Origin of the sequence: Streptomyces sp. HD, from assembly GCF_028369295.1 — a bacterium.
Classification (GTDB): Bacteria; Actinomycetota; Actinomycetes; order Streptomycetales; family Streptomycetaceae; genus Streptomyces.
This window is the reverse complement of the sequence record NZ_JAQMYP010000034.1, coordinates 1-25,436: the sequence shown is the minus strand read 5'-3', so window position 1 is coordinate 25,436 and position 25,436 is coordinate 1. Positions and strand designations below refer to the sequence as shown.

At 73.4% G+C, this 25,436-nt stretch carries 11 protein-coding genes and 1 pseudogene; all 12 read right to left on the bottom strand.

The annotated features are described in order from the left end of the window. Positions 1-9 precede the first annotated feature (9 nt). Entirely contained in the window at positions 10-414 is a 405-nt protein-coding gene (locus tag POF73_RS29225) for a VOC family protein (RefSeq protein ID WP_272121402.1), read from the bottom strand. Further along, the gene (locus tag POF73_RS29220) at positions 411-1,241 is read right to left on the bottom strand and encodes a phosphosulfolactate synthase (RefSeq protein ID WP_272121401.1); all 831 of its coding nucleotides are present in this window, start codon (positions 1,239-1,241) and stop codon (positions 411-413) included. The genes POF73_RS29225 and POF73_RS29220 overlap by 4 nt, the downstream gene beginning before the upstream one ends. A gap of 31 nt (positions 1,242-1,272) precedes the next feature. Next, positions 1,273-2,652, bottom strand: coding sequence for an AMP-binding protein (locus POF73_RS29215; RefSeq protein ID WP_272121399.1), 1,380 nt, complete (start codon positions 2,650-2,652; stop codon positions 1,273-1,275). Between the two features lie 42 nt (positions 2,653-2,694). After that, positions 2,695-2,973, bottom strand: coding sequence for a phosphopantetheine-binding protein (locus tag POF73_RS29210; protein WP_272121397.1), 279 nt, complete (start codon positions 2,971-2,973; stop codon positions 2,695-2,697). Continuing rightward, positions 2,973-3,230: a ferredoxin gene (locus tag POF73_RS29205; RefSeq protein WP_272121395.1), complete on the bottom strand. Its 258-nt coding sequence runs from the start codon at positions 3,228-3,230 to the stop codon at positions 2,973-2,975. The genes POF73_RS29210 and POF73_RS29205 overlap by 1 nt, the downstream gene beginning before the upstream one ends. A gap of 15 nt (positions 3,231-3,245) precedes the next feature. Continuing rightward, positions 3,246-4,508: a cytochrome P450 gene (locus tag POF73_RS29200; protein WP_272121393.1), complete on the bottom strand. Its 1,263-nt coding sequence runs from the start codon at positions 4,506-4,508 to the stop codon at positions 3,246-3,248. Between the two features lie 8 nt (positions 4,509-4,516). After that, positions 4,517-5,686 carry a cytochrome P450 gene (locus POF73_RS29195; RefSeq protein ID WP_272121391.1) on the bottom strand — a complete coding sequence of 390 codons (1,170 nt, stop codon included), beginning with the start codon at positions 5,684-5,686 and terminating at the stop codon, positions 4,517-4,519. Between the two features lie 12 nt (positions 5,687-5,698). Further along, positions 5,699-7,216 (bottom strand): tryptophan 7-halogenase, encoded by a 1,518-nt coding sequence (locus POF73_RS29190; RefSeq protein ID WP_272121389.1) that lies wholly within the window; start codon positions 7,214-7,216, stop codon positions 5,699-5,701. A 3-nt stretch (positions 7,217-7,219) separates the two neighbouring features. Next, complete coding sequence (locus tag POF73_RS29185) at positions 7,220-8,575, bottom strand: cation:proton antiporter (protein WP_272121387.1); 1,356 nt, start codon at positions 8,573-8,575, stop codon at positions 7,220-7,222. A 6-nt stretch (positions 8,576-8,581) separates the two neighbouring features. Further along, the gene (locus POF73_RS29180) at positions 8,582-8,788 is read right to left on the bottom strand and encodes an MbtH family protein (RefSeq protein ID WP_272121385.1); all 207 of its coding nucleotides are present in this window, start codon (positions 8,786-8,788) and stop codon (positions 8,582-8,584) included. A 34-nt stretch (positions 8,789-8,822) separates the two neighbouring features. After that, entirely contained in the window at positions 8,823-15,605 is a 6,783-nt protein-coding gene (locus POF73_RS29175) for an amino acid adenylation domain-containing protein (protein ID WP_272121383.1), read from the bottom strand. A gap of 47 nt (positions 15,606-15,652) precedes the next feature. Continuing rightward, a pseudogene (locus tag POF73_RS29170) lies at positions 15,653-25,405 on the bottom strand (amino acid adenylation domain-containing protein); the annotation flags it as partial. Between the last annotated feature and the right edge of the window lie 31 nt (positions 25,406-25,436).

The following is a 25,436-nucleotide window of genomic DNA, read 5'->3' as shown; positions in this document are numbered from 1 at the left end:
CGACGGCGGTCAGTACATCATCCGCGGGTCGGTGTAGTGCTTGAACTCCAGGAGGTTGCCGGTCGGGTCCACCAGGACCAGGGTGCGGTGCTCCTCGACGGTTCCCTCGAACCGGGACCGCACCTCCTGGAAGACCGGCACCTTCCGCACCTCGACCAGGCGCAGCAGCGCGTCGAAGTCGGCGGTCGAGCGGAACGTCACCCCGAAGTGCCGGGGATACAGCCGCGGCCGGGCCGCGACGGGTTCGTCCGGTGAGTGGTGGCAGACGAGTTGGTCGCCGAAGAAGTCGAATGTCACCCGGTCGGCATAGCGGCGGGCGATCGGACAGCCGAGCAGCTGATTGTAGAAGCGTGCGGCGTCGTCCAGATCGTGGGCCGGGACGGCGATGTGAAACGCGTCCGCGGAATTCCTCACAGGTGCACCTCGAATTCCCCGGACTCTTCGGCGTCGAGCAGTGTGTCGGCGCGCAGACCGAGCCGTAGTGTTTCGACGGCGATGATGTCGGTCAGGGCGATGTTGCCGAGATTTACGTCGCTGCCGACCCGTTTCACGAAATAGGTCTGGAGTTTTTTCGTGGGCGCCTCGAAGATGAGCAGTTCGGTGGGCAGCCCGGCGTCGAGCACGTCCTCGACGAGCCCGAACCTGAGCTCCCCGTCGGCCCGGCAGATGCCGCTGGTGCCGCTCTCGCGCGCCTCCAGGATCACCGAGCGTGCCCCCGCGTCCAGGTCGCGCCGTATCCCGGCGATCCACTGGCTCGGCGCGAACAGTTCGGAGCGGTGCGGATCCTTGAACCCCACCTCGGAGATCACCTCGAAGTCCGCGGCGAGCCGGCCGATGTACCGGGCCTTGTCCCGCGGGGCGAGGTCGATGGTGCCGTCGGACACCTCCACACGGTCGCAGCCGTGCTCCAGGCACAGCCCGCGGTAGTCGTCGAACCGGCCGCGCAGCACGTACTTCTCGAAGAGGGTGCCGCCGAACATGTAGGAGATGCCGTGCTGCCGCAGCACCTCCGTCTTGTGTTTGATGCCGGCGGTGACGAGCGCCGTGCCCCAGCCGAACTTGACGAGGTCGATGAAGTCTCCGGCGCTCTCCACGACGTCCTCGAACCAGCGGAGCGGTGCCCCGGCGTCGATGACCATCGTCCGCCCGCGGCGGCGGGGCTTGGGTTCGCGCACCGGCAGCTCCAGTGGACGGTGAGTGGACGGCGGCATCGACGACCGGGGGGTGAAGGACTGCGGCATGTTCGGCCAACTCCCTTGTGTGGTCCGGGACTTATCGAGATCGAGTCTCCGCGGCGAGCAGGCTCTTGTGGACCTTGCCCAGAGCGGTGCGCGGCAGGGCCGGCACCACATGGATCTCCTGCGGCAGCTTGTACGGGGCGAGGTGGGCGGCGAGGAAGGAGACGAGGTCGGCGCGGTCGGGGTCGTCCGCCACGATCCACGCGGCAACGCGCTGCCCGAGCCGGTCGTCGGGCACGCCGATCACGGCCGCCTCCGTGACGGCGGGGTGGGCGAGGAGGGCGTCCTCGACCTCGCCCGCGCCGATCCGGTAGCCGCCGCTCTTGATCAGGTCGGTGTCCTTGCGGCCGAGCAGCCTCAGCGATCCGTCCGGCAGCCACTCGCCGAGGTCTCCGGTGCCGAACCAGCCATCGCCGTCGACCGCGGGCCCGCGCCCGAGATAGCCGGAGAACAGCCCGGTGCCGCGCACCCGGACCTCACCGCCCGGGCCCGCACCGTCGGCGCCGTCCCCGTAGTCCCCGCAGTCCCCGTCCTCCCCGCCGGACAGCCGCACCCGCATCCCCGGCACCGGGCGCCCCACCGACCCGGCCTGCTGCTCGGCGCGCAGGTCCGCCGCGCGCGGGGAGGCGATGGCGAGGGTCTCCGTCATGGCGTACCGGTTGAGGATGCGGTGGCCGGAGTGGAGCAGGACGCGCTCGGCGACCGCGCGGCGCAGCCGGTCCGCCCCGGACACCAGCAGCCGCGCCGGCCGCAGTTCCCGCAGGTCGGCGACGCCCAGGGACCCCCACAGTGCGGGCACACCGAAGTAGACCGTGGCGTGCGGTACCGGGGTGAGGTAGCGGCCGGTGTGCACGAGCGGGGAGCCGATGCGCAGGGGGCCGAGACTGCCGAAGACGAGGCCGTGGACGTGGGACAGCGGCAGCGCGTGGGCGAGTACGTCGTCCGGGGACCACTGCCACAGGTCGGCGAGGGCGTCGAGGCTGGCGGCGATGGCGCGGCGCGGGACGACGACGCCCTTGGGCGGTCCGGTGGAGCCGGAGGTGTACAGGATGAGCGCGGGGCTGCCGTCGGCGGGTGGTTCGGGTGGCGGTGCGGCGCGGTCGGTGAGGTCGGGTTCGTCCAGGACGAGGTCGACCTCGGCGTCGCGCAGGACGTGCGCGCGTTCGTGTGCGCCGGCCGCCGGGTGCAGCGGGACTGCGGTGGCCCCGGCCGTCAGGACTCCGGCGACGGCGACGACGGTGGCGACGCTGGGGTGGGCCACGATCGCCACCCTGCGGGCGCCGGCCACGGACCGGGCCAGCGCACCGACGGCGCCCGTCAGTTCGTCCCCTTCGAGGCGCTGCCCGGCCACGTCGACGCGGGCCCGGCCTTCCCGTAGCGCCGGCAGCAGTGCCGTGGTGCTCTCGCCCGCCATGTCTTCCGCGCCTTCCGCACCTTCTGCACGCACGGCCACGGCCTACTCGGCGGGGTCGGTGATCAGCGCCGCGACCGCCGCGACGAACTCACCGAGGGTCGGGTTCTCCCAGATGTCGCGGACGCCGCCCAGTTCCACCTGGTACGTCTGCTCGACCGTGGTCATCACGTGCAGGGCCGCCAGCGAGTGGCCGCCGAGTGCGAAGAAGTCGTCCTCGTCCGCCACTTCGGGTACTTGCAGGGCCTCGCACCACAGGGGCGCCACGACGTCCCGTACGGCTGTCAGAGTCTTGTCCTCGGTGCCGGTGGCTGCTTGCTCCATCACTCCTCCTCCAGGTCGTGGCCCGTTCGGCCGGGCTCGTGCAGGGTGATCGCGCCGGACGGGCAGCGGTCCGCGGCGGCCCGCACCGCCGGCACCAGGCCGGCCCGGGGTGCCGGGTCGACTAGTAGGACCCTGCCGTCCCGGTCCGACTGGTCGAAGACGGCGGGGAGATGGGCCAGGCACAGCCCGGAGGCCACGCACCGGTTGCGGTCGACCTCGACGCGTGGCCGGGCCGTCCGGGTTTCCGTCTCGTTCATGTCCCTCGTCTCCTCTCACCAGGTGACCGGCAGGCGGTCCACGCCGTGGGCGAGTGCGTGCACCCGGAACGGGACCGAGACCGCGGGCTCGGCGAGCCTGAGCCCCGGGAAGCGTCCGAACAGCGCCGGGTAGGCGACGCCGAGCAGCATGCGGGCGAGGGGCGCGCCCAGGCAGTGGTGGATGCCGTGCCCGAAGGTGACGTGGGCGGTGGGCTCCCGGGTGATGTCGAAGCGGTCGGGCTCGGACAGCAGGGCGGGGTCCCGGTTGGCCATCGGCAGGGAGCACAGGACGTACTCGCCCTCCTTGATGAGCTGTCCGCCGACGGTGACGTCCGTGCGGGCGATCCGGGGGGTCGGGGCGTGCGGCACCGCGAGATGGCGGAGCAGTTCGTCGACCGCGCGGTCCACCGCGCCGGGGTCGTCGCGGACGGCCGCGAGTTGGTCGGGGTGTTCGAGGAGCAGCAGGGTGCCGAGGCCGAGCATGCCGGAGAGGTTGTCGAGGCTCGCCAGCACCAACAGGACGCACACGCCGCGCAGTTCCTTGTCGGTGACGTCGTCGCCGTGCTCGCGCACCAGCATGCCGAGGAAGCCGTCGTCCGGGTCGCGGCGCTGTCGTGCCACCATCGCGGCGACGTAGCGGGAGAGGAGTTCACCGACCGTGGCCCGCCGTCCGCGTCCCTGGCCTGCGGCGAGGAAGCCGTGGCAGCGGCGCAGGAACTCGTCGCGGTCGTCGCGCGGCACCCCGATGAGTTCGCAGAGCACGGCGCCAGGTACCGGTAGCGCGAACGCCGGCACCAGGTCGGCGGGCGGGCCGGCCGCCGCGAGGGCGTCGAGGCGTTCGCCGACGACGGTGTCGATGCGCGGCCGGAGTCTGCGGATGCGGCGGAGGGTGAACTCCGGGGTGAGGATCTGGCGCAGCCGGGTGTGTTCGGGCGGGTCGTAGTCCATGAGCTGGCCCACCATCGGGTCGGGCCGGACGCCGGGGTCCCGGCCGGTCGCGTTCCTCGACCCGAAGCGGCGGCGGGTGGAGAAGCGCACATGGTCGCCGAGGACTTGACGGACCTCGGCGTATCCGGTGACCAGCCAGACCGACTTCCCGTCGGTGCCCGGCCCGACCTCGACCAGGGTGACGGGTCCGTCGGCGGCGAGGTCGCGCAGGGCGGCCGCCGGGGCGAACCGGTCGCGGCGGGCGTAGACGAGCTGGGGCTCGGCGGCGCCGCGGTCGCCCGCCCGGGACGCGGCCGGTGTGTCCGCGCCGGGCGTGACTGCCTGGGACATGGCTCCTCCTACCAGGTGAGGGGCAGTGTTTCCACGCCGTACGGGGCTCCCGGCCGGAACTGGATCTCCTGCGCGGGGACGGCCAGTCGCAGTGCGGGGAAGCGGCGCAGTACCGCCGGATAGGCGCTGCGCAGTTCCATCCGGACCAGGGAGGCGCCGATGCAGTAGTGGATGCCGTGGCCGAGCGCCAGATGGGAGGTGGCGTCCCGGGTGATGTCGAGGCCGTCCGCGGTGCCCTCCGGTGTGCCCCGGTTGGCCGCGATCAGGGAGCAGGCCACCCGGTCACCGGCCTTGATCACCTGGCCGCCCAGGGTCAGGTCCTCGCGGGCGGTGCGGGGTGTGGCGGTCGGGATGACCGAGAGGTAGCGGACGAGTTCTTCCACCGCACGGTCGGTCAACTCCGGCTGCGCTCTGAGCAGTTGGAGCTGGTCCGGGTGTTCCAGGAGGGCGAGGATGCCGAGGCCGAGCATCGCCGCCACGTTCTCGACCCCCGAGCCCATGACGAACGCGCCGAGTCCGAGGAGTTCCTCGTCGCTGACCTCCGCGCCGTGCTCGCGCACCACCCTGCCGAGAAGGTCGTCGCCGGGTTCGCGGCGTTTGCGGGCCACGAGCCGGCCCATGTACGCCAGGTAGGCGCCGCCCGCGGTCACCTGGGTACGGCGGCCCCGGAACGCGGGGCGGCCCACCTTGAGCAGCCGCGCCAGCTCGGCCCGGTCGTCGCGCGGCACGCCGAACAGCTCGCACATCACCAGGCCCGGCACGGACCAGGCGACATGGCGCATGAAGTCGGCGGGCCGCCCGGCCTTCTCCAGGGAGTCCAGACAGTCCTCGACGATCCGGTCGACGGCGGGTTCCAGGCCGCGCATCCGCCGGACGGTGAACTCGGGTGCGAGCAGCTGCCGCAGCCGGGTGTGGTCGGGCGGGTCGTACTGCACGAGGTTGCCCACCTGCGCGGGCCGCCCGCTGTCACCGGGCAGTCGGGTGCTGAACCGTTCGGTGTCGCCGAGGACGGCACGCACCTCGTCGTGCCCGGTGACGAGCCAGCCGGTGCCGGCCGACGGGTCGTCCGTGAGGTGGGTCCGGGTCAGCGGTGCCGTGGCGTTCAGCCGGGTGAGTTCGGGCAGCGGGTCGAGGCGGTCGCGCCGGTTGTGCATCGAGAGGTCGGTCGGCCGCGCCATCAGCGCATCCCCTCACTCGCCCGCGCCGTCGGCGGTGTGTGCCGCCCGGTCCGTCGGCTGCCAGAACATGCCGTCCGTGGACGGCACCAGGCCCCCGCTGAACAGGGGCGCCTCCGGTTCGGCGTCGGCGCCGAGCAGGGCGCGCATCTGGACCTGGCCGCCCTCCTGCATCACCTCGCGCACGACGGACGACTTCATCAGCGGCACCATGCTGTCGTCGGCGTCGCCGGCGAGGGTGCCGACCGCGTCGGCGAACTCCGCGGAGCCCGCGGCGAGCCGCTTGGCGACGACGTCGGCGTCGGTGAGGACCTGGTCCCCCGAGGAGACCCCGCCGATCAGTTCGACGAAGGACTGCAGCTCGGGCCGGTCGGTCCGGGTGACCTTCTTGGCCTGCCAGAAGTAGGAGTCCTCGTCGTGGTGCATCTCGTAGAAGGAGAGCAGGAACTCGTAGAAGACGCCGTACTCACGCCGGTAGCGGGCCTCGAACTCCCGCATCGCCCGGGGCTCGTCGACCAGTCCGGCCAGGACGCTGTTGATGGAGCGGGCCGCGAGGAGCGCGCTGTACGTCGCGAGGTGGACGCCGGAGGAGAAGACCGGGTCGACGAAGCAGGCGGCGTCGCCGACCAGCACCATGCCGGGCCGGGAGAACGTGGTGTGGTGGTACGAGTAGTCCTTGCGGACCCGCAGTTCGCCGTACGGTCCGCTCGTCACACGCCGGGCGTCCGCGAGGTACTCGCCGATCAGGGGGCATTCGTCGACCAGCGCCATGAGCGCCTTGTGCCGGTCGCCCTGGATCTTGTCGGCCATCTCGCGCCGTACGACCGCGCCGACGCTGGTCAGGGTGTCGCTGAGCGGGATGTACCAGAACCAGCCGCTCGGGAACGCGACGGACAGGATGTTGCCGGAGTTGGGTTCGGCCAGCCGCTTGCCGCCCTCGAAGTAGCCGTAGAGGGCGAGGCTGCGGAAGAACTCCGAGTACTCGCGTGTGCCGCCCACCCGCTGGTACACGCGGCTGCGGTTGCCGGAGGCGTCCACGACGAACGAGGCGAGGGCCCGGCGTTCGGCTCCGTCGGCGTCCGTGTACCGCACGCCGCGGACCCGCTCTTCGTCGGCGACGACGTCGACCACGGCGCAGCCCTCACGGACGTCGACGCCCACGCGGCGGGCGTTGTTCAGCAGGATCTCGTCGAAGCGGGAGCGCTCCACCTGGTAGGCGTAGGACGTCGGCCCGGACATGCGCGGGGAGACGGAGAAGGAGAACGTCCACGGCTCCGGGTTGGCGCCCCAGCGGAAGGTGCCGCCGCGCTTGCGCGGGAAGCCCGCCTTCGCCAGCTCGTCCGCGACCCCGGTCATCCGCAACACGCCGTGCACGGTGGACGGCAGCAGCGACTCCCCGATCTGGTGGCGGGGGAAGAACTCCTTCTCCAGGACGAGCACCCGGTGTCCCTGCATGGCCACCAGGGCGGCCAGGGTCGATCCGGCGGGGCCTCCGCCGACGACCACGACGTCGAATTCCTCGGATTCCGGCAACGTTCATCCCCCTTCAGGATTGTTCGCGTTCTCCCGCACCGGGGAATCGCCCGTCCCGGCCGTGGAATTCCGACTTCTTGTGCGAGTTCTTGTGCGAGTCTCGTAATGACGGCGTCCGACCGTCAAGCGTGTCCATTTCTCGACGAGCGATATCAGCGGTCCCGTCAGGAACGTGGTCACCAGTGCCATCAGCACGAGGATCGTGAAGAGTTCCCGGCCGATGATCCCGGCGTCCAGCGCGACATTGAGGACGATGAGTTCCGTCAGGCCGCGGGTGTTCACCAGGGCGGCGACGAGCGCCGACTCCTGCCGTTCCATGCCGCTGATCCGGGCCGCACCGTAGGCGGGCAGGAGCTTGCCGAGGACGGCCACGGCGAGGACGAGGACGAGCACTCCGGCGCCGTCGCCGTCGACGGACCCGATGTCGAAGGACAGGCCCGTCGTGACGAAGAACAGCGGCAGCAGCAGTCCGGCGCTCTCCTCCACGGGCCTGAGCACGTCGGCGTCCGGCACGCCGTCCCTGCGGGGCATCGCGATGCCGGCGAGCAGGCCGCCGAACACGGCGTGCAGGCCGAGTTCCGCGGTGGCCCAGCCGCTGCCGAGGGCGAGCGCCAGGGCGACCGTGCGCTGGTTGGCCCGCAGCGCGCCGGACCGTTCCAGCCACCGTGCGAGCAGCGGGCGTACGACGAGGAACAGCGCCGCCACGAACACCGCGCCCAGCAGCAGCGTCACCGGCCAGGCGGGTCCGGTCGCGTGGCCGGTGCCGACCAGCGCGACGGCCAGCACCAGCCAGGCCACCACGTCCATGAGCCCGGCCGCGGCGGTGGCCACACTGCCCGCCGGGGTGCCCGCCAGTCCGCGTTCACGGACGATGGCGGCGAGCACGGGCAGCGCGGTGACGGACAGGGCGACCGCCATGAACATCCAGAACGGCCGGCCGTCCGCACCCGCCGCGCCGTCCGGGCGGACCGCGGCGAAGATTCCCGGGAAGCCTCCCGCCAGCCCGGCCCCGATGCCCGCCGGGACCAGGAACGCGCACAGCGCCACCGTCGCCGAGGCCCTGCCGCCCCGGCGCAGCTGCCGCGGGTCCATCTCGTACCCCACGACGAACATGAAGAGCACGACGGCGACCTGCGAGAGCACCGTGAGGAACGGCAGCACCTCCGCCGGGAAGAGACGGCCCGTCAAGTCGCCGGGCAGCCGCCCGAGCAGTGTGGGCCCGAGCGCGATCCCGGCGACGATCTGCCCGATGACCTCGGGCTGGCCGAAGCGCCGGGCCAGACCGCCGAGGAGTCGCGAGGCGACGACGATGACGGCGACGTCACCGATGGCGACGGCCGCGATGGACTCGGTGTCCATCCGCGCTCAGCGCATTTCCTCGACCAGGCTCTTGGGGCGCATGTCCGTCCAGTTCTCCTCGATGAAGGCGAGGCATTCCTGGCGGGTGGACTCACCGTGCGCGACGGTCCAGCCCTCGGGTATTTCCGCGAAATTCGGCCAGAGCGAGTATTGGCCCTCGTCGTTCACCAGGACGACGAATGTGCCGTTCTCGTTGTCGAAGGGGTTGGTCATTTCCTCAGTCCTTCCGGAGTTCTTCCGTGACGAATCATTCCGTGACGAGTTTTTCGGTGACGATGCGCATGATCTGCGCCAGGGGCCCGGGCTGGAGCATGTCGTAGTGGCTGACGGCGATCTCGTGGGACTCGATCCGCCCGCCGATGTGGGGCCGCCAGGCGGTGACCGCGTCCTTCGCGGGCAGCTCGGCGGGCCGGTCCTCGGTGGCGACGAAGAGCAGCAGGTCGCCGTCGAAGGTCCGCGGGGTGTGGTCGGGCGTGAAGCCGGCCATGTTCCGCAGCACCTTCTCCAGGTTGGCCAGGGACTGTTCGCTCAGCCCCGTGGAGCGGTAGAGGTCGGCGATGCCGCCCTCGTCCTGCCGCAGCACGGCATAGCCGTCCGCCGGTCCGCCCTCCTCGCCGCGCATCCGGGACTGTGCCGAGCTGCTGGGGTAGGCGTCGAGGAGCGCGAGGAGCGCCACCTGTTCGCCCAGCTCCTCAAGGCGGGCGGCCACGGCCTGGGCGAGGGTGCCGCCGATGGACCAGCCGAGCAGGTGGTAGGGGCCGGAGGGCTGCGCGGCACGGATCTCGTCCGCGTAGTCGGCGGCCATCTCCTCGATGCTGCCGGGCAGCGCCTCGGGCCGGGCCAGGCCGCGCGCCTGGATGCCGTACACCGGCACGTCCCCGGGGAGATACGGCAGAAGGGCGGCGTACCCCCAGCTCAGGCCCATGCCGGGATGGACGCAGAACAGCGGCGGGCGGCTGCCCTCGGGGCGCAGTGGCAGCAGGACGTTGAGGTCGCCGCCTGCGGTGCCGGTACGACGGCCCGCGCGTCCGCGTCGCGCGGCGGGGTCGGTGCCGGCCCGCAGGGTGAGCCCGCCCGTCGCGTCCCGGCGCGCCCGCTGCCCGGTGCGGAACATGCGCTCACCCGCCGGGCCGAACGGGCAGGCGACGAACCGCTCGCCGGTCGTGCCGGGGCGGCCGAGGTAGCCGCGGGCGAGTGAGGTGCCCGCCAGGTACAGGTCGCCGGGGGCGCCCGGGGGCACCGGTCGCAGGAAGTCGTCCAGCACGTACGCGCGGGTGTTGGCCATCTGCCGCCCCGCCGAAGGCTGTTCACCGGCGGTTTCCGTACCGTCGCCGTACTCCAGCCACCGGCCGCCCGTCTCCGCGGCCCCGTGTCCGGCACCCAGTGGTGTCGGCTGTGCCGTGCCCAGGGTCACCTGGCCTCCCGCGCACAGCGTCGCCAGCAGCGGGGCCACGAGGTCCGCGGCCGGGGCCCTGCTGTCCAGCCGTAGCGGCTCCTCGGTGTGTGCGGTGCGGGCGCGGTCGGCCAGTTGGCCGGCCAGTGCGCGATGGGAGACGAGCGCCGCGGCACCGGGATGTGTCGTGCTGTCGAGCACGAGGGCCGGGTGGTCGGGGTGCGGCAGCCGTGCGTGTCCATCGGACCCGGTCCGACTCGCCTGCCCGGCAAGGGAGTCGAGCACAGCCGCAGTCGCCCCGTCCCCAGCCGATCCGTCCACCGTCGCCGCGTCCACCGCCGACCCGTCCACCGCCGACCCGTCCACAGCCGGCCCGTCCGCCGTCGCCCCGTCCACAGCCGGCCCGTCCTGGTCAGCCACGCCCTGGTCCGTCCCGTCCTGATCCGTCCCGTCCGTCACCGGGTCGTCCAGGAGGATGACGGGGACGTCTGTGTCGGACGGTAGGGGTCCGGCGGCGTCGCACAGCAGGGCGGCGGGCCGGGCAGGGGCGTCGTCCTCCCAGGGCCGGGACGGGTCGGCGAAGCGGCAGGCGGCGCCCGCCTTCAGGACCCCGAGCAGCGCGATCACCAGCATGAGGGTGGGTGGTATCGCCACGACGACGACGCGCTCGGGTCCCGCACCGGCCGCCACCAGACGCCCGGCCACCTCGTCGGAGAGGGCGTCCAGCGTCTCGTACGTCATGGACGCCTCGTACATTCCGGGGATCCGCTGGTCGAGGACGGCCACGGCGCCCGGGGTGCGCGAGGCCCGTGCGGCGAACAGCTCCACCGCGGTGGCCTCGGGGAGCGGCGCGGCCGTGGTGTTGCCGAGGTCCACCGCACGTCGGCGCTCGTCCTCGTCCAGGAAGACGTCGAGAGCGCTCAGCCGCAGCCGCGGGTCGGCGACGGCCTGTTCCAGGACGCGGACGAGCCGGTGCGCGAACGCCGTGACGGTGGGTTCGTCGAACAGGTCGGTGGCGTAGCGGACCTGGCCGTCGATGCCGCCGAAGTCGCCGTCGGACCGATAGCGCTCGGCGAGGTCGAGCGAGAGGTCGGTCTCGGCGGGCCGTGGGCCCATGTCGAGACGGGTGGTCCGCAGCCCGGGCAGTTCCCAGGGGTCCCAGGCGTCGGCGATGTCGTCGCGGACGTCGAGCATGACCTGGAAGACCGGGTGGCGGGCGAGTGAGGGCGGCAGGCCGAGGACGTCCACGAGTCGTTCGAACGGTACGTCGCGGTGTGCGGCCGCCTCCTGGTACGTCTCCCGGGCCCGGGCCAGCAGGTCCGTGAACGTGGGGTCGCCCGAGGCGTCGGCGCGCAGGGCGAGGGGGCCGGCGAAGGGGCCCACGACGCCTTCGAGGGCCGGGTCGTCGCGGCGCGGGATCAGGGTGCCGACGGTGATGTCGTCGCCGGCACCGAGCCCGGCGAGCAGGGCCACGAGCGCCCCGTGCACCACGGTGAACGGCGTCGCGTCGGCGGATTCGGCCAGGTCGGCGAGGCGGGCGTGCAGGTCGGCGTCGAGGCGCAGCGGGACGGCGCCGGTCCGGTGGGAGGCGACCTGGGGGCGCGGACGGTCGGCGGGCAGCGCGAGTTCGGCGTCGAGGCCCGCGAGGGTGCCCTTCCAGTAGTCGAGCTGGTCGCCGGCGAGGCTCTCCCTGGCCTCCTCGCCGCGGAGCAGTTCCCGCTCCCAGCGGGCGTAGTCGGCGAACTGCGCGGGCAGCGGGGCCCGTTCGGGCACACGTCCCTCGCGCCGGGCGGCGTAGGCGGTGGCCAGGTCGCGCAGCAGCACCTCCACGGAGGCCTCGTCGGCGGCGATCCGGTGCACGACCAGCAGCAGCACATGGTCGGTGTCCGAGAGGGTGAGCAGGTGCCGGGTCCAGGGGGTGTGGCGGGCGAGGTCGAAGGGGCGTCGGGCATGTTCGGCGAGGACACCGGCCAGTGCCTCCTCGTCGACCGGTTCCTCGACCACGAGGTCGGCGCTCGGAGCGCCCTCGGCAAGGTCGGGGTCACTGGTCGAAGCGCCGTTGGCGAGGCCAGGGCCGGTACTCGGAACGTCCTGGGCAAGGGCAGGGCCGGTGCTCGGAACGTCCTCGGCAAGGGCAAGGCCGGTACTCGAAGCGCCCTCGGCAAGGGCAAGGCCCGTGCTCGGAACGTCCTCGGCGAGGTCGGCGTCGCTGGTCGGAGGGCGCTCGGCGGGGTCGGGGTCTGTTGCCCGGGACCGGGTCTCCTCTGGGGTCAGGATGTGTTGGTGCAGGTCTCCGCTCCGAGTGCCGGGGAAGATCGTGCGCAGGACGGTGTGGCGGGTCGCGAGGTCGGTCAGGGCCGAGCGGAGTGCCTGTTTGTCGAGTTCGCCGGTGAGCCGCAGGGCGACCGGGATGCGGTCCAGGCCCGCCAGGTCGTCGAGCCTGGCGGTGAGCCAGGTCTGCAACTGGCCTGCGGTGACCGGGACTTGGGTGCCGTCCGCGTCGGGTGCCGCGGCGCCGAGGACGGGGCGGGCGCGGGTGGCGAGGAGGCGGGCGACCCCGGCGGGGGTGGGCGAGCCGAAGAACTGCCGGATGGGCAGTTCGGCGTCGAACTCCTCACGGATCCGCCCGGCGAGCCGCATGGCCAGGCCGGAGTCCCCGCCCAGCTCGAAGAAGTTGTCGTCGGAGCCCACCCGTTCCAGGTCGAGCACCTCGGCGAAGAGGCGGCAGAGCTTCTCCTCGGCTCCCGTGCGCGGCCCGCGTCCGGTGACGCGGGCGGCGAAGTCCGGGGCGGGCAGCGCCCTGCGGTCGACCTTGCCGTTGCGGGTCACCGGCAGCGCGCCCAGGGCGAGGACGGCGGCCGGGACCATGTAGTCGGGCAGGCGCCGGGCGACGTACTCCCGTATCCGTTCCGGGTCCACCGTCTCCGCGGCGGCGGGGACGACGTAGCCGACGAGGCGCCGCCCGCCGGGACCGTCGTCGCGGGCGACGGCGACGGCCTGCGCGACGGCCGGGTGTGCGGTCAGGGCGGCCTCGACCTCGCCCAGTTCCACACGGAACCCGCGGATCTTCACCTGCGCGTCCGCGCGGCCGACGAACTCCAGCTCGCCGTCGTCCGTCCAGCGGGCCAGGTCCCCCGTGCGGTACATCCGTTCGCCGGGCAGGAAGGGACACGCCACGAAGCGCTCCGCGGTCGGCCCGGGTGCGTTCCAGTAGCCGCGGGCCAGGGACGCGCCCGCCAGGTACAGCTCGCCGGTCGCCCCGGGCGGCACCGGCTGGAGGAAGGCGTCGAGCACAAGGGCCAGCCGGCCGGGCAGCGGACGGCCCACCGGCAGCACGGCCAGGTTCTCGTCCCCGGGCCGCAGGGTGTGCCAGGTGAAGCACAGGGTGGTCTCCGTGGGCCCGTACATATGCCGTACGGCCACCTCCGGGCAGCCGGCCCGCACCCGTGCCACCGCGTCGACGGGCACCACGTCCCCGCCGGTCAGGACCTCGCGCAGCCCGGTGAAGCACTCGGGGGTCTCACCGGCGAGCACCCGGAAGGTGCCGGCCGTGAGATGCAGCGTGGTGACGCCTTCGGCCACGTACCGGCGCACCTCCTGCGCGTCGACCACGCCCGGTCCCGCGACGACCACGCGGGCGCCCACGGTCAGCGGCACCCACGCCTCGAACAGGAAGGCGTCGAAGGCGTGCGGGGCGTGCAGCAGCACCGTGTCGTCCGGCCCGAGCCGCCAGCCGGGCTCGCCGACCAGCGCGGCGACGCTCCCGTGCGGGACGGCGACGCCCTTGGGCTCCCCGGTCGAGCCGGAGGTGTACATCACGTACGCCACCTCGTGCGCGGCGACGGGGAAGGCGTCCGGGCCGGCCCGGTGCGCGAGCAGGCCGGCCTGTACCGCGGGGTCGTCGAGGACCACGACGCCCGGCGCGCCCTCCGGCACCACGGCGCGCGTCGCTCCGCTGCACAGCACCGCGGAGGCCGCACAGTCCGCGAGGACCGCCGCCACCCGCTCCACCGGATGACCGGCGTCCACCGGCACCTGTACGGCACCGGCCCGCCACAGGGCCAGCAGTGCCACGACCACGTCCGCCGACCGTTCGAGCACCACCGCGACGCGGTCGCCGCGCACCACTCCCGCGTCCGCGAGATACGCCGCGAGCCGCCCGGCGGACGTCCACAACTCGCCGTACGTCAGGGCCTGTTCGTCCGTTACGAGCGCCACGGCGTGCGGGGCGACGGCGACCCGTCCGGCGATCAGCCCGGGCACCGTGCGGACCGGCGCCACGCCGGGCGCGGCACCCTGCTCCGGGAGCGCCGGTTCGGTGACCCGGATGCGGCCCGTCGGCACGGAAGGGTCGGCCGTCAGCTGCTCCAGGATGCCGACCAGGGAGGTGAGGACGGCTTCGGCGGCGGACTTCTCGAACAGGTCGGGCCGGTATTCGAGCCGGAACCGGGTGCGTTCACCGGGGGCGACCACCAGGGTCAGCGGGTAGTGAGCCGCCTCTCGGGCGAACCCCTCGGGCCGGATGACCGGGGTGTCGGGCGCGGCGGCTCGGCCCTGCCGTCCGGTGGGCTGCCGGGGGAAGTTCTCGTAGATCACGAGGGTGTCGAACACCGCGCCCGGACCGGCGAGTTGCTGGACCTCCAGCAGGCCGAGGTGCTGGTGGCCCATCAGCGCGGACTGCCGCTGCTGGAGGTCCCGCAGCAGGTCGTCGGCCGGCCGGTCGCCGTCCAGTCGGACCCGCACCGGCAGGGTGTTGATGAGCAGCCCCACCATCGTCTCCACGCCGGGCAGGTCCGCGGGACGCCCGGCCGCGGTCGCGCCGAACACCACGTCCGTGCGCCCGGCCAGACGGGCGAGGACCAGTGCCCAGGCGCCCTGCACCACGGTGTTCACGGTGAGTTCGCGGGTGCGGGCCAGCTCGGTCAGGGCGCGGGCGACGTCGTCCGGCAGTTCGCGGTCGACGTGGTCGGGGAAGACGGGCCGGCGGTCGGGGGCGACCGGTGCGACCAGGGTCGGCTCGTCGGCCCCGGCCAGCTCCTCCCGCCATGCGGTGCGGGCGGCCTCCTTGTCCTGCTTGCCGAGCCACAGCAGGTAGTCCCGGTACGACGTCGTGCGGGGCAGCGTCGAGGTGTCGCCGTCCTGGGCGTACAGGGCGGCGAGTTCGCCGATCAGTACGGGTGCGGACCAGCCGTCCATGAGGATGTGGTGGCTGGTGATCACCAGGCGGTGGCGGTGCTCGGCGAGCCGGACGAGCAGGACCCGCAGCAGCGGCGCGGTCGCCAGGTCGAAGCGCTCGGCGCGGTCACGCTCGGCGAGGCGTTCGGCGGCGGCGCGGGCCTGCGCCTCGGGCAGGTGTGACACGTCCTCGGTGCGCCATGGCAGGGTCACGTTCCGCGCGATGACCTGCACCATCCGTGCTCCGCTGACCTGCCGGAAGCAGGCCCGCAGCGCGGCGTGCCGGTCCAGCAGCGCCGCCCATGACGCGCGCAGACGTGCCTCGTCGATCGGGCCGTCGACGGCGAGCGCCGACTGCACGGTGTAGACGTCGGGTCCCTGGTCGTCGAAGGCGGCGTGGAAGAGCAGCCCTTCCTGCAGCGGCGACAGCGGCCACACGTCCTCGACTGACGATCGGGTCATCGCTTCTCTCCTCGGCGGGGCGTGGTCGGGCAGGTCCTGGACAGGGCCTATGCCTGGTCGTCGGCGAACCCGGCTTCGAGTTCCTCGATCTGGCTCTGTGCCAGGTCGAGCAGGGGGAAGTCGGAAGGGGTGTGCCCACCGGCGGCGGGGCCGTCGGTGTGGGCGGCGAGCGCGCGGAGCATGTCCAGCCAGGCCTGCCCGAGGCGTCGGGCGGCGGCGTCGTCGAGCACGCCGCGGGGCCATCCGAGGGACAGGGTGAGCTCGGGTCCGTCAGCAGTGTCCACCACGATGGCGCCGGCCTCCAGCGCGTGCGTGGACGGCATGTCAGGGTCGGCGCCGCCGCCGATCTCCCCCGTCAACTGCCAGTCACCGGGCGCCCCTTGACGGGCTCCCGCGGTGAAGCGGCCCAGGTAGTTGAAGCCGATCTGGGGCGTCGGCAGTGCGGCCAGGGACGGGGCGGTCTCCGGGTTGAGGTGCCGCAGCAGTCCGTGGCCGAGCCCGTCGCCGGGCACCTCCCGTGTCTGCTCCTTCACCGCCTTCAGCAGGGACCCGCTCGACGGGCCCCCGGCGCGGGCGTCCTCCAGGTCGATGCCGCTCAGGTCGAGGCGCACCGGGTGCGTGCGGGTGAACCAGCCCACCGTGCGGGACAGGTCCACGCCGTCGACCGTTTCCCGGCCGTGGCCCTCCACGTCGACCAGCAGGACACGGTCACCGTCTGCCCGGGCCTGCGCCACGGCCGCCGCGAGACCGGCGAGCAGCACCTCGTGCACACCGCAGTGGAACAGGGCCGGTGTGGCGGCGGTCAGGGTGGCCGCCTGCGGCGCGGGCACCGTCCAGGAGGCGTGGCGCACGGTCGCCGCCGTGTCGACCGCCGGGTCCGGGGCGCGCTCGCCGAGGAGGGGTTCGGCGACGTCGAGCAGCCGGGTCCACTGCGGCAGTTCGGCGGTCCTGTCGGGCGTGCGGGCCTGTTCGGCCAGCAGGGTCGCCCAACGCCGGAACGAGGTGACCGCCGGTTCGAGCCGGGCTTCCCGTCCGGCCGCGGCGTCCCTGCACGCCTGGGCGAGGTCGGGGACGAGCACCCGCCAGGACACCCCGTCTACGGCGAGGTGATGGGCGGCGAGGACGACGCGTCCGCCGCGCCCGGGCCCGGCGTCCACCCAGACGGCCTGGAGCATGGTGCCGGTGGCGGGGTCGAGCCGCGATACGGCCTCGCGTGCCGCACGGACGGCGATCGTGTCGAGGTCCGCCGTGGTTTCGAGGTCCGCGCTTGGGTCGCGGTCCGCGAGAGTGTCGCGGCCGTGCGGGGTCGCGTCGCGGGCGTCGATACGGAGGACGAGTCGATCCGCGTCCATGGCGTCGGCCTCGGTGCCGGTCCCAGTGCCGGTCCCAGCGCCGGTCCCAGCGCCGGTCTCAGCGCCGGTCTCGGTGCCGGCCCCGACCTCGGTCCCGGTCTCTGCCCCCGCCTCCGACTCCGACGCCGCCTCGGCGACCATGAGTCGGCCGTCCTCGGTCACCCGGGCACGCAGCATGTGGTGCGTGGTCAGCAGGGCGCCGATCCCGGCCGCCAGGACCTCGCGGGTGAGGTCCGCCGGGGCGCCGAGGACCACCCACTGGGCGAATCCGGGGCTGAGGGCGTGCTCGCCGAGTTCCCGCATGACCGGGGTCCAGGGCACCTCGCCGACCGCGACGTCGTCGGGGTCGGGACCTGCCCGGCCGGCCGCGGGGGTCGTGCCCGCGACGACGGCGAGGCGTTCGGGGGTCTTCTCCTCGAAGACCTGCCGTGGTGTCACGACCAGTCCGGCCTGCCGGGCCCGGGAGGACAGCTGCATCGAGGAGATGGAGTCGCCTCCCAGCTCGAAGAAGCTGTCGTCGGCGCCGACCCGCTCCAGGCCGAGGACATCGGCGAACACCTCGCACAGGATGGTCTCGGCGGGTGTACGCGGCTCGCGTCCGCGTGCCCTTCCGGCGAAGTCCGGGGCGGGCAGGGCGGGGCGGTCGAGCTTGCCGTTCGGGGTGCGGGGGAGGTCGGCCAGCGGGACGTAGGCGGTCGGCAGCATGTAGTCCGGGAGCCGCGTGGCGGCGAAGTCCCTTACCTCGGAGGCGAGTTCGTCGGACCACGACACGTTCTGCCCGGTCGCACCGGGCTCGGGCCCGGCCGCCCGCGCCCGTGTGACGACGTAGGCGACGAGCCGTTGCTCGCCCGGACGGTCCTCGCGGGCCATCACCACGGCCTGTGCGACCGCGGGGTGCGCGGTGAGGGCGGCCTCCACCTCCGCGGGTTCGATGCGGTGGCCGCGCACCTTGACCTGGCCGTCCGCGCGGCCCGCGAAGACGAGTTCGCCGGTGTCGGTCCAGCGGGCGAGGTCTCCGGTGCGGTACATGCGGGCGCCTGGCGTGAAGGGGCAGGCGACGAAGCGTTCGGCGGTCGGTCCGGGCCGCCCGCCGTAGCCCCGGGCCAACCCCGGGCCGGCGACGTACAGTTCGCCGACCGCTCCCGGGGGCAGCGGGTGGAGGAAGGCGTCCAGGACGTAGACGAGTACGTTCGGCGGAGGGCCGCCGATGGGGACGGTGTCGACGTCGCCGGGGATGAGCGGTTGGCTCATCGCCGCGCACACGGTCACCTCGGTGGGCCCGTACGCGTTCACCATCCGCCGGTCACCGGCCCAGCGGTCCACCAGTGCCGGCGGGCAGGCCTCGCCGGCCACCACCAGCGTCCTGAGGGAGGCGGGCAGACGCTCCTCGGTGCCGAGCACGCTGGGCGGCACGGTGACGTGGGTGGCGCCCCACTCCCGCACGGCCTCGGCGAGCGTCACCCGCGGCGGCAGCCCGTCCTGGTCCGGCACCACGAGCGAGGCGCCGGACAGCAGGGCCATGCACAGTTCGGAGACGGCCGCGTCGAAGCTCAGCGAGGCGAACTGCAGGACCCGTGCGTCGGGTTGTACGGCGAACCGTTCGATCTGCGCCCGTGCGAGGTGGGCGAGTCCGGTGTGGGTGACGACGACGCCCTTCGGGGTGCCGGTCGATCCGGAGGTGTAGATGACGTACGCGGCGTTTTCCGGGCGCAGGGCCGCGCGCCGCTCCTCCTCGCCGAGAGGGCCGCCCTTGCGGCGGGCCACGGATGCGGTGACGTCCGGGTCGTCCAGGACCACGATCCGTCCCCGGAACCCGTCGGGCACCGTGCCCCTGTTCTGCCGGGTGCACACCACGACCGCCGGGTCGGAGTCACGCAGCAGGAACGCCACCCGGTCCGCCGGGTGACCGGCGTCCACGGGGACGAAGACACCGCCCGCCATGGACACGGCGAGCACGGACACGATCATCGCCTCCGAGCGGGGCACCAGCACGGCGACGCGGACCTCCGGGCCCACCCCCGCATCGGTGAGGTAGCGGGCCAGGCGCCCGGCTGCCGTCTCCAACTCGGCGTACGTCAGTGTGCGCTCGCCCGGGCCGGGGCGGTCCGCGGCGCCCGGAATGTCCGGGGCGTCCGCCGCGACTGAGAGGGCCACCGCGGATGAGGGGACCGTCGCGGATGAGGGGACCGTCGCCGATGAGAGGGCCGCCGCGGAACCGCGGGACACCAGCGCCACCGCGTCCGGCGACCGTCGTACCTGACGTCGGAACAGTTCCGGCAGCGGCGCGGCCTCGACCGGCGCTTGCGTGCCGCTCCATGTGTCCACCACCAGCTCGCGCCGGTCCGGGCTCAACGCATCGACGCGCCCGACGGGGGCGTCCGGATCCGCCGTCAGCTGTTCGAGGACGTGCCCGAGCGCAGCCGTGACCTGCTCCGCCCACTCGGCCCCGAACACCTCGGGCCGGTAGATGAGTTCACCGTGCAGCCGGTCCCCCGGCACCGCGATGAGCGTGACCGGGTAGTGGCCGGTGTCCTCCGGCTTGCCCCCGGGTCGGATGGTGAGGGTGTCGGGCGAGGGCTCGGCGAGACGGGGGCGCGGGTAGTTCTCGTACACGAAGAGAGCGTCGAAGACTGCGCCCGGACCGGCGAGCTGCCTGATCTCGGGCATCCCGATGTGCTGGTGCGCCATCAGCGCGACCTGCCGCCGCTGGAGGTCGTGGAGGAGTTCGGCGACCGGCCGGTCACCGTCGATCCGTACGCGCACCGGCAGCGTGTTGATGAACAGACCGACCATGGACTCCACGCGCGGCAGCTCCGCCGGCCGCCCCGCGACCGTCGCGCCGAACACCACGTCGGTCCGTCCGGCGAGCCGGGCGAGGAGCAGCGCCCAGGCACCCTGCACCACCGTGTTCACGGTCAGCCCGTGATCGCGCGCCAACTCGGCCACGGCGGTGGTGAGTTCCGCCGTGAACTCGAAGGCGACCCGCGCCGGAACCGTGGGCACCCGGCCCTGCTCCCCGGGTGCCACGAGCGTCGGCTCGTCCGCCCCCGCGAACTCGGCCCGCCAGGCATCCCGCGCCGCGTCCTTGTCCTGCGTGCCGAGCCAGGCCAGATAGTCGCGGTAGGAGGTCGCCGGGGGCAGGGTCCGTACGTCGCCGCCCGCCTCGTAGATCGCGGACACCTCGCCGATGAGCACCGGCAGGGACCAGCCGTCCGTGACGATGTGGTGGCTGGTGACGATCTGGAGGTGGCGGTGCTCGCCCAGCCGGACGAGGGTCAGCCGCAGCAGCGGGGCCCGGGTCACATCGAGGCGGCGCGACCGCTCGTCCCGCACCAGCCGGTCGAGCCCGGCCTGCGCCTCGGCCTCGGTCAGCCCCGTCAAGTCGGCCTCGTGCCAAGGGAGTTCGACATCCCGGGCGACGACCTGGACCGCCTCGCCGGAGTCCTGCCGGTGGAAGCTCGCCCGCAGGATCGGGTGCCGGTGCAGCAGGGACCGCCAGGAGGTCCGCAGCCGCTCCACGTCCAGGGGACCGTCCAGAGCCAGGATCCGCTGACCCTCGTAGAGGTCGGGGCCCTGGTCGTCGTATGCGGCATGGAACAGCAGCCCCTGCTGGAGCGGCGACAGCGGCCAGACGTCCACCAGGCCGGGCACCCGGGTTTCCAGTTGCGCCACGGTGTGCGGTGTGAGGCGGACGAGGGGGAAGTCGGACGGGGTGTGCCCGCCGGCCGCCGGGTCGCCGACGTGGGTCGCGAGCCCGATGAGGGTGTCCCGCCAGATCCGGCCGAGGCCCTCCGCCGCCGTCTCGTCCAGAAGGGCTGTCGGCCAGCCGAGCGTGACGGTCAGGACCGGGCCGTCCGGGGTGTCCTGGACGGTCGCGGCGGCCTCCAGGGCGTGCAGGGCGGGCATGTCGGGACCGGCCGAGCCGCCGATCGCGGTCTGCCCGGTCAGCTGCCAGGGCTCGTCGGCGGTGGACTGCTGCCGACCACCCGTCGTGAAGCGGCCCAGGTAGTTGAAGCCGATCTGCGCGGCGGGCCGTTCGGACAGAACGGTGCTCGTCCGCGGGTTGAGGTACCGCAGGAGGCCGTAGCCCAGACCGTCGCCGCCGGGTACCGAGCGCACCTGTTCCTTGACGGCCTTCAGCAGGGCACCGGCCGCCGGACCACCGTTCAGAGCGTCTTGCAGGTCTACGCCGGTGACGTCCAGCCGCACCGGGTGGGTGCTGGTGAACCAGCCGACCGTGCGCGACAGATCCGTACCGGCAAGGGGTTCGCGCCCGTGTCCCTCCACGTCGACCAGCACGCCGCTCGCGACCTGCGGACGCCAGTGCGCCACCGCACCGGCCAGCGCGGCGAGCAGCACCTCGCGCACACCGCAGCGGAACAGCGCGGGCGCCGTGTTCACCAGCTGGGCGGCTTCCCGTGCCGGGAGGGTCCAGGACCGCTGCGTCATGGTGGCGGCGGTGTCGAGCGCCGGGTCCAGCTCCCGCTCGCCCAAGCAGATGTCGGGCACGTGCACCAGCTCGGCCCAGGCGTCCGGCGCACCGGTCAGTGCCGGGTCGGCGGCCCGTTCCGTCAACAGCCCGGACCAGCCCCGGAACGAGGTCGCCACCGGGTCGAGTTCGGGTGCGCGGCCGACGGTGACCGCTTCCCAGGCGGACCGGAGATCCGGCAGCAGGATCCGCCAGGACACCCCGTCCACCACCAGGTGATGCACTATCAGCACCAACCGGCCCATCAGGTCCGGTCCGGCGTCCACCCACACGGCCTGCACCATCACCCCGGCCGCGGGATCCAGCCGCCGCACCGCCGCACGCGCCGCACGGCCAGCGACCTCGTCCGGATCGCCGGCCGCCGCGTCCACGCGGGTGACGAGCGCGTCCGTCGCGACCGCGGCCGACTCGCCGACCACCAGGGTGAGGTGCTCGCCCACCCGCGCCCGCAGCACCGCATGCGTCTGCAGCACTGCCCCCAGAGCGGCCGCCAGCGCCCCCAGCCCCAGCCCGGGCGGTGCCCCGACCACGGCCCACTGCGCGAACTCCGGAGTAGCGGCGTGCTCCCCCAGCGCCCGCATCACCGGCGTCCACGGCACCACACCCACACCGTCGTCGGCTTCGACCGGGACGGCGTCGTCGCTCGCCGCCTCCGCCAGCTCCGCGAGACCCGCCGGGGTCGCCTGGGCGAACACGTCCTGCACCTTCAGCACCAGGCCCGCGCGCCGGGCGCGTGCCACCAACTGCATCGACGTGATCGAGTCGCCGCCCAGCTCGAAGAAGCTGTCGTCGCCCCCGACCCGCTCCAGCCCCAGCAACTCGGCGATGAGCCGGCACAGGATGGCCTCCGTCTCGGTCTGCGGCAGCCGTCCGCCGGTCTTCTCGGCGGCATGGGGTGTGGGCAGGGCCGCGCGGTCGAGCTTCCCGTTCCTCGTCACGGGGAAGGCGTCGAGCGTGAGGACGGCGGTGGGGACCAGGTAGTCGGGCAGCCGTGAGGCGACGTACGCGCGCACGTCGTCGCCGTCCACACCGTCCGGGCCCTCGGGCACGACGTATCCGGTCAGCCGGAGTTCTCCCGTGTGGTCGGCCCGTGCGGTGACCACGGCCTGGGCCACGGACGGATGCGCGGCGAGGGCCGTCTCCACCTCGCCCGGCTCCACCCGGAACCCACGGATCTTCACCTGCGCGTCCGCACGGCCGACAAAGACCAGGGTGCCGTCGTCCGTCCAGCGCACGAGGTCACCGGTCCGGTACATCCGCTCCCCCGGCACGAACGGACAGGCCACGAACCGCTCCGCCGACAGACCCGCCTGGCCCCAATACCCCAGCGCCAGTCCCTCTCCGCCCGCGTACAGCTCACCGGTCACGCCGGGCGGCACCGGCTGGAGGAAGGCGTCCAGCACATACGTACGGCGGCCCGGCATGGGCCCCCCGATGGGCAGTACGGAGCCCACCGGCTCATCGGGGCGCACCCGGTGCCAGGTCACGCACATGGTCACCTCGGTCGGCCCGTAGCAGTTGCGGACCGCCAGCTGCGGGCACGCCTCCCGCACCCGGGCCACCGACGCGGCGGGCACCACGTCACCGCCGCTCAGCACCTCGCGCAGGCCCGCGAAGCACTCCGGTGCCTCCTCGGCCAGGGCCCGGAACAGGCCCGCGGTGACGAAGGCGGCCGTAACGCCGTCGGCGACGTACGCCTGCATGCGCTGGGCGTCGAGGATGCCGGGCTCGGCGATCAGCACGCGCCCGCCCGCGGCCAACGGCACCCACAGCTCGTACATGGAGGCGTCGAAGGCGTGCGGTGCGTACATGAGCACCGTGTCATCGGGCCCCACGTGCCACTCGCGTTCGCCGACCAGCGCGGCGGCACTCCCGTGCGGCACCGCCACGCCCTTCGGCACGCCGGTGGACCCCGACGTGTACATCACGTATGCCACGTCGGCCGGACCGACGTGCACGGTGGGTGCGGGCCCGCCTGCGGTCAACTCGCGTATGACAGCACGCTCGTCCACGACCACGACCCGTGCGGCAGCTGCCTCGTCCGGCACCACCGCACGCGTCGCCTGCGAGCACAGCACCACGGCCGGAGCACAGTCCTCCAGGACCAGCGACACCCGCTCAACCGGAGACCCCGCGTCCACGGGGACGTAGGCCGCCCCCGCACGCCACACTCCCAACAGCACCGGCACCAGATCCACCGACCGGTCCATGACCACCGCGACCCGATCACCACGCCGTACCCCCGCAGGACCCGCCAAGTACGAGGCCACGCGCCCCGACGCCGCCCACAACTCCCCGTACGACAGCGACCGGTCGTCCTCCGTCAGCGCGATCGCGTCGGGCACCACCCGCGCCCGCTCCGCGATCAGCTCCGGTACGGAACCGTTCGGGGCCCCGCTCGCCGCCGCGCTCGACCTGGCCAGCACGGCCGCCCGCTCCACCGCGCCCAGCGCACCCACCCGGCCCACGGGCGCGAATGGGTTCCGCAGCAGCTCCTCCAGGACCGATACGACGCGGCGGGCGATCAGGCCGGCCCGCTCCCGGTCGAAGAGGTCCGGTCGGTAGGTCACCACCACGCGGAGCCGCTCGGTGGGGACGACGCCCACGGCGAGCGGGTAGTGGGTGCCCGCGACGGTGTGGAGTCGGGTGATGGTGATGGTCGCGTCGTCGTCGGCCGACCGGTCGGATCCGGAGAGCGCGACGGATCCGCGCGGGTAGTTCTCGAACATCAGCATCGTGTCGAACGTCGCGCCGGGACCGGCGAGTTGCTGGATGCCCGGCAGACCGAGGTGTTGATGGGCGATCAGTGCCGCCTGCCGTTCCTGGAGGTCGGTGAGCATCCGCACCACGGGCTGGTCGGCGTCGAGACGTACGCGCACGGGGAGTGTGTTGATGAACAGGCCCACCATCGACTCGACGTCCGGCAGCTCGGGCGGGCGGCCCGCCACCGTGCCGCCGAAGACGACATCCGTACGGCCGGACAGCCGGGCGAGCACCAGCGCCCACGCGCCCTGCACCACGGTGTTCACGGTCAGGCCCTGCGAGCGCGCCCACTCGGTGAGCTCCGCGGTCCGCTCCAGGGGCAGCTCCTCCCAGACCACGTCCGAAGTCGTCGGCGAGTTGCCCGCGGCGGCGGGGGCGACCAGCGTCGGTTCGTCCGCGCCGGCCAGTTCCTGCCGCCATGCGGTGCGCGCGGCCTCCTTGTCCTGACGGCCGAGCCACCCCAGGTAGTCCCGGTAGGAAGCCGCCCGCTTCAGGGTCGGGGCGTCACGGCCGTCCGCGTAGACGGCGGACACCTCGTTGAGGACGATCGGCATCGACCAGCCGTCCAGGAGGATGTGGTGGCAGGTGATGGCGAGCCGGTGCCGGTTCTCGCCCAGGCGGACCAGCAGGAGGCGCAGGAGCGGTGGCCTCGTCAGGTCGAAGCGCCGCGCGAGGTCGCGCCGGGCCAGTCGTTCGGCCTCGGCCAGGGCTTCGGTCTCCGGGAGGGCGGAGAGATCCGCCTCGTGCCACGGGAGTTCCACGTTCCGCGCGACGACCTGGACCGCCTCGCCGGAGTCCTGCTCGTGGAAGCCGGCCCGTAAGGCCGGGTGCCGGGCGAGTACCGCCTCCCACGAGGCGCGCAGACGTGCCGTGTCGAGCGGGCCGTCGAGGGCCAGCAGTCGCTGCGTCTGGTAGACGTCCGGGCCTTCGTCGTCGAAGGCCGCGTGGAAGAGCATGCCTTCGTGCAGCGGTGACAGGGGCCAGATGTCGGCCAGGCCGGGCACACGGGCCTCCAGGTCCGCCACGGTGTGCGGGGTGAGGCGGACGAGGGGGAAGTCGGAGGGGGTGTGGCCGCCCGCTGACGGGCTGGTCGTGTGCGCGGCCAGCGAGTTCAGCACACGTGTCCACAGCTGGCCAAGCTCCAGCGCCGCCGCCTCGTCCAGGAGGCCGCCGGGCCAACTGAGGGTGATGGTCAACTCGGGTCCGTCGGGGCGGTCCTGGACGGTT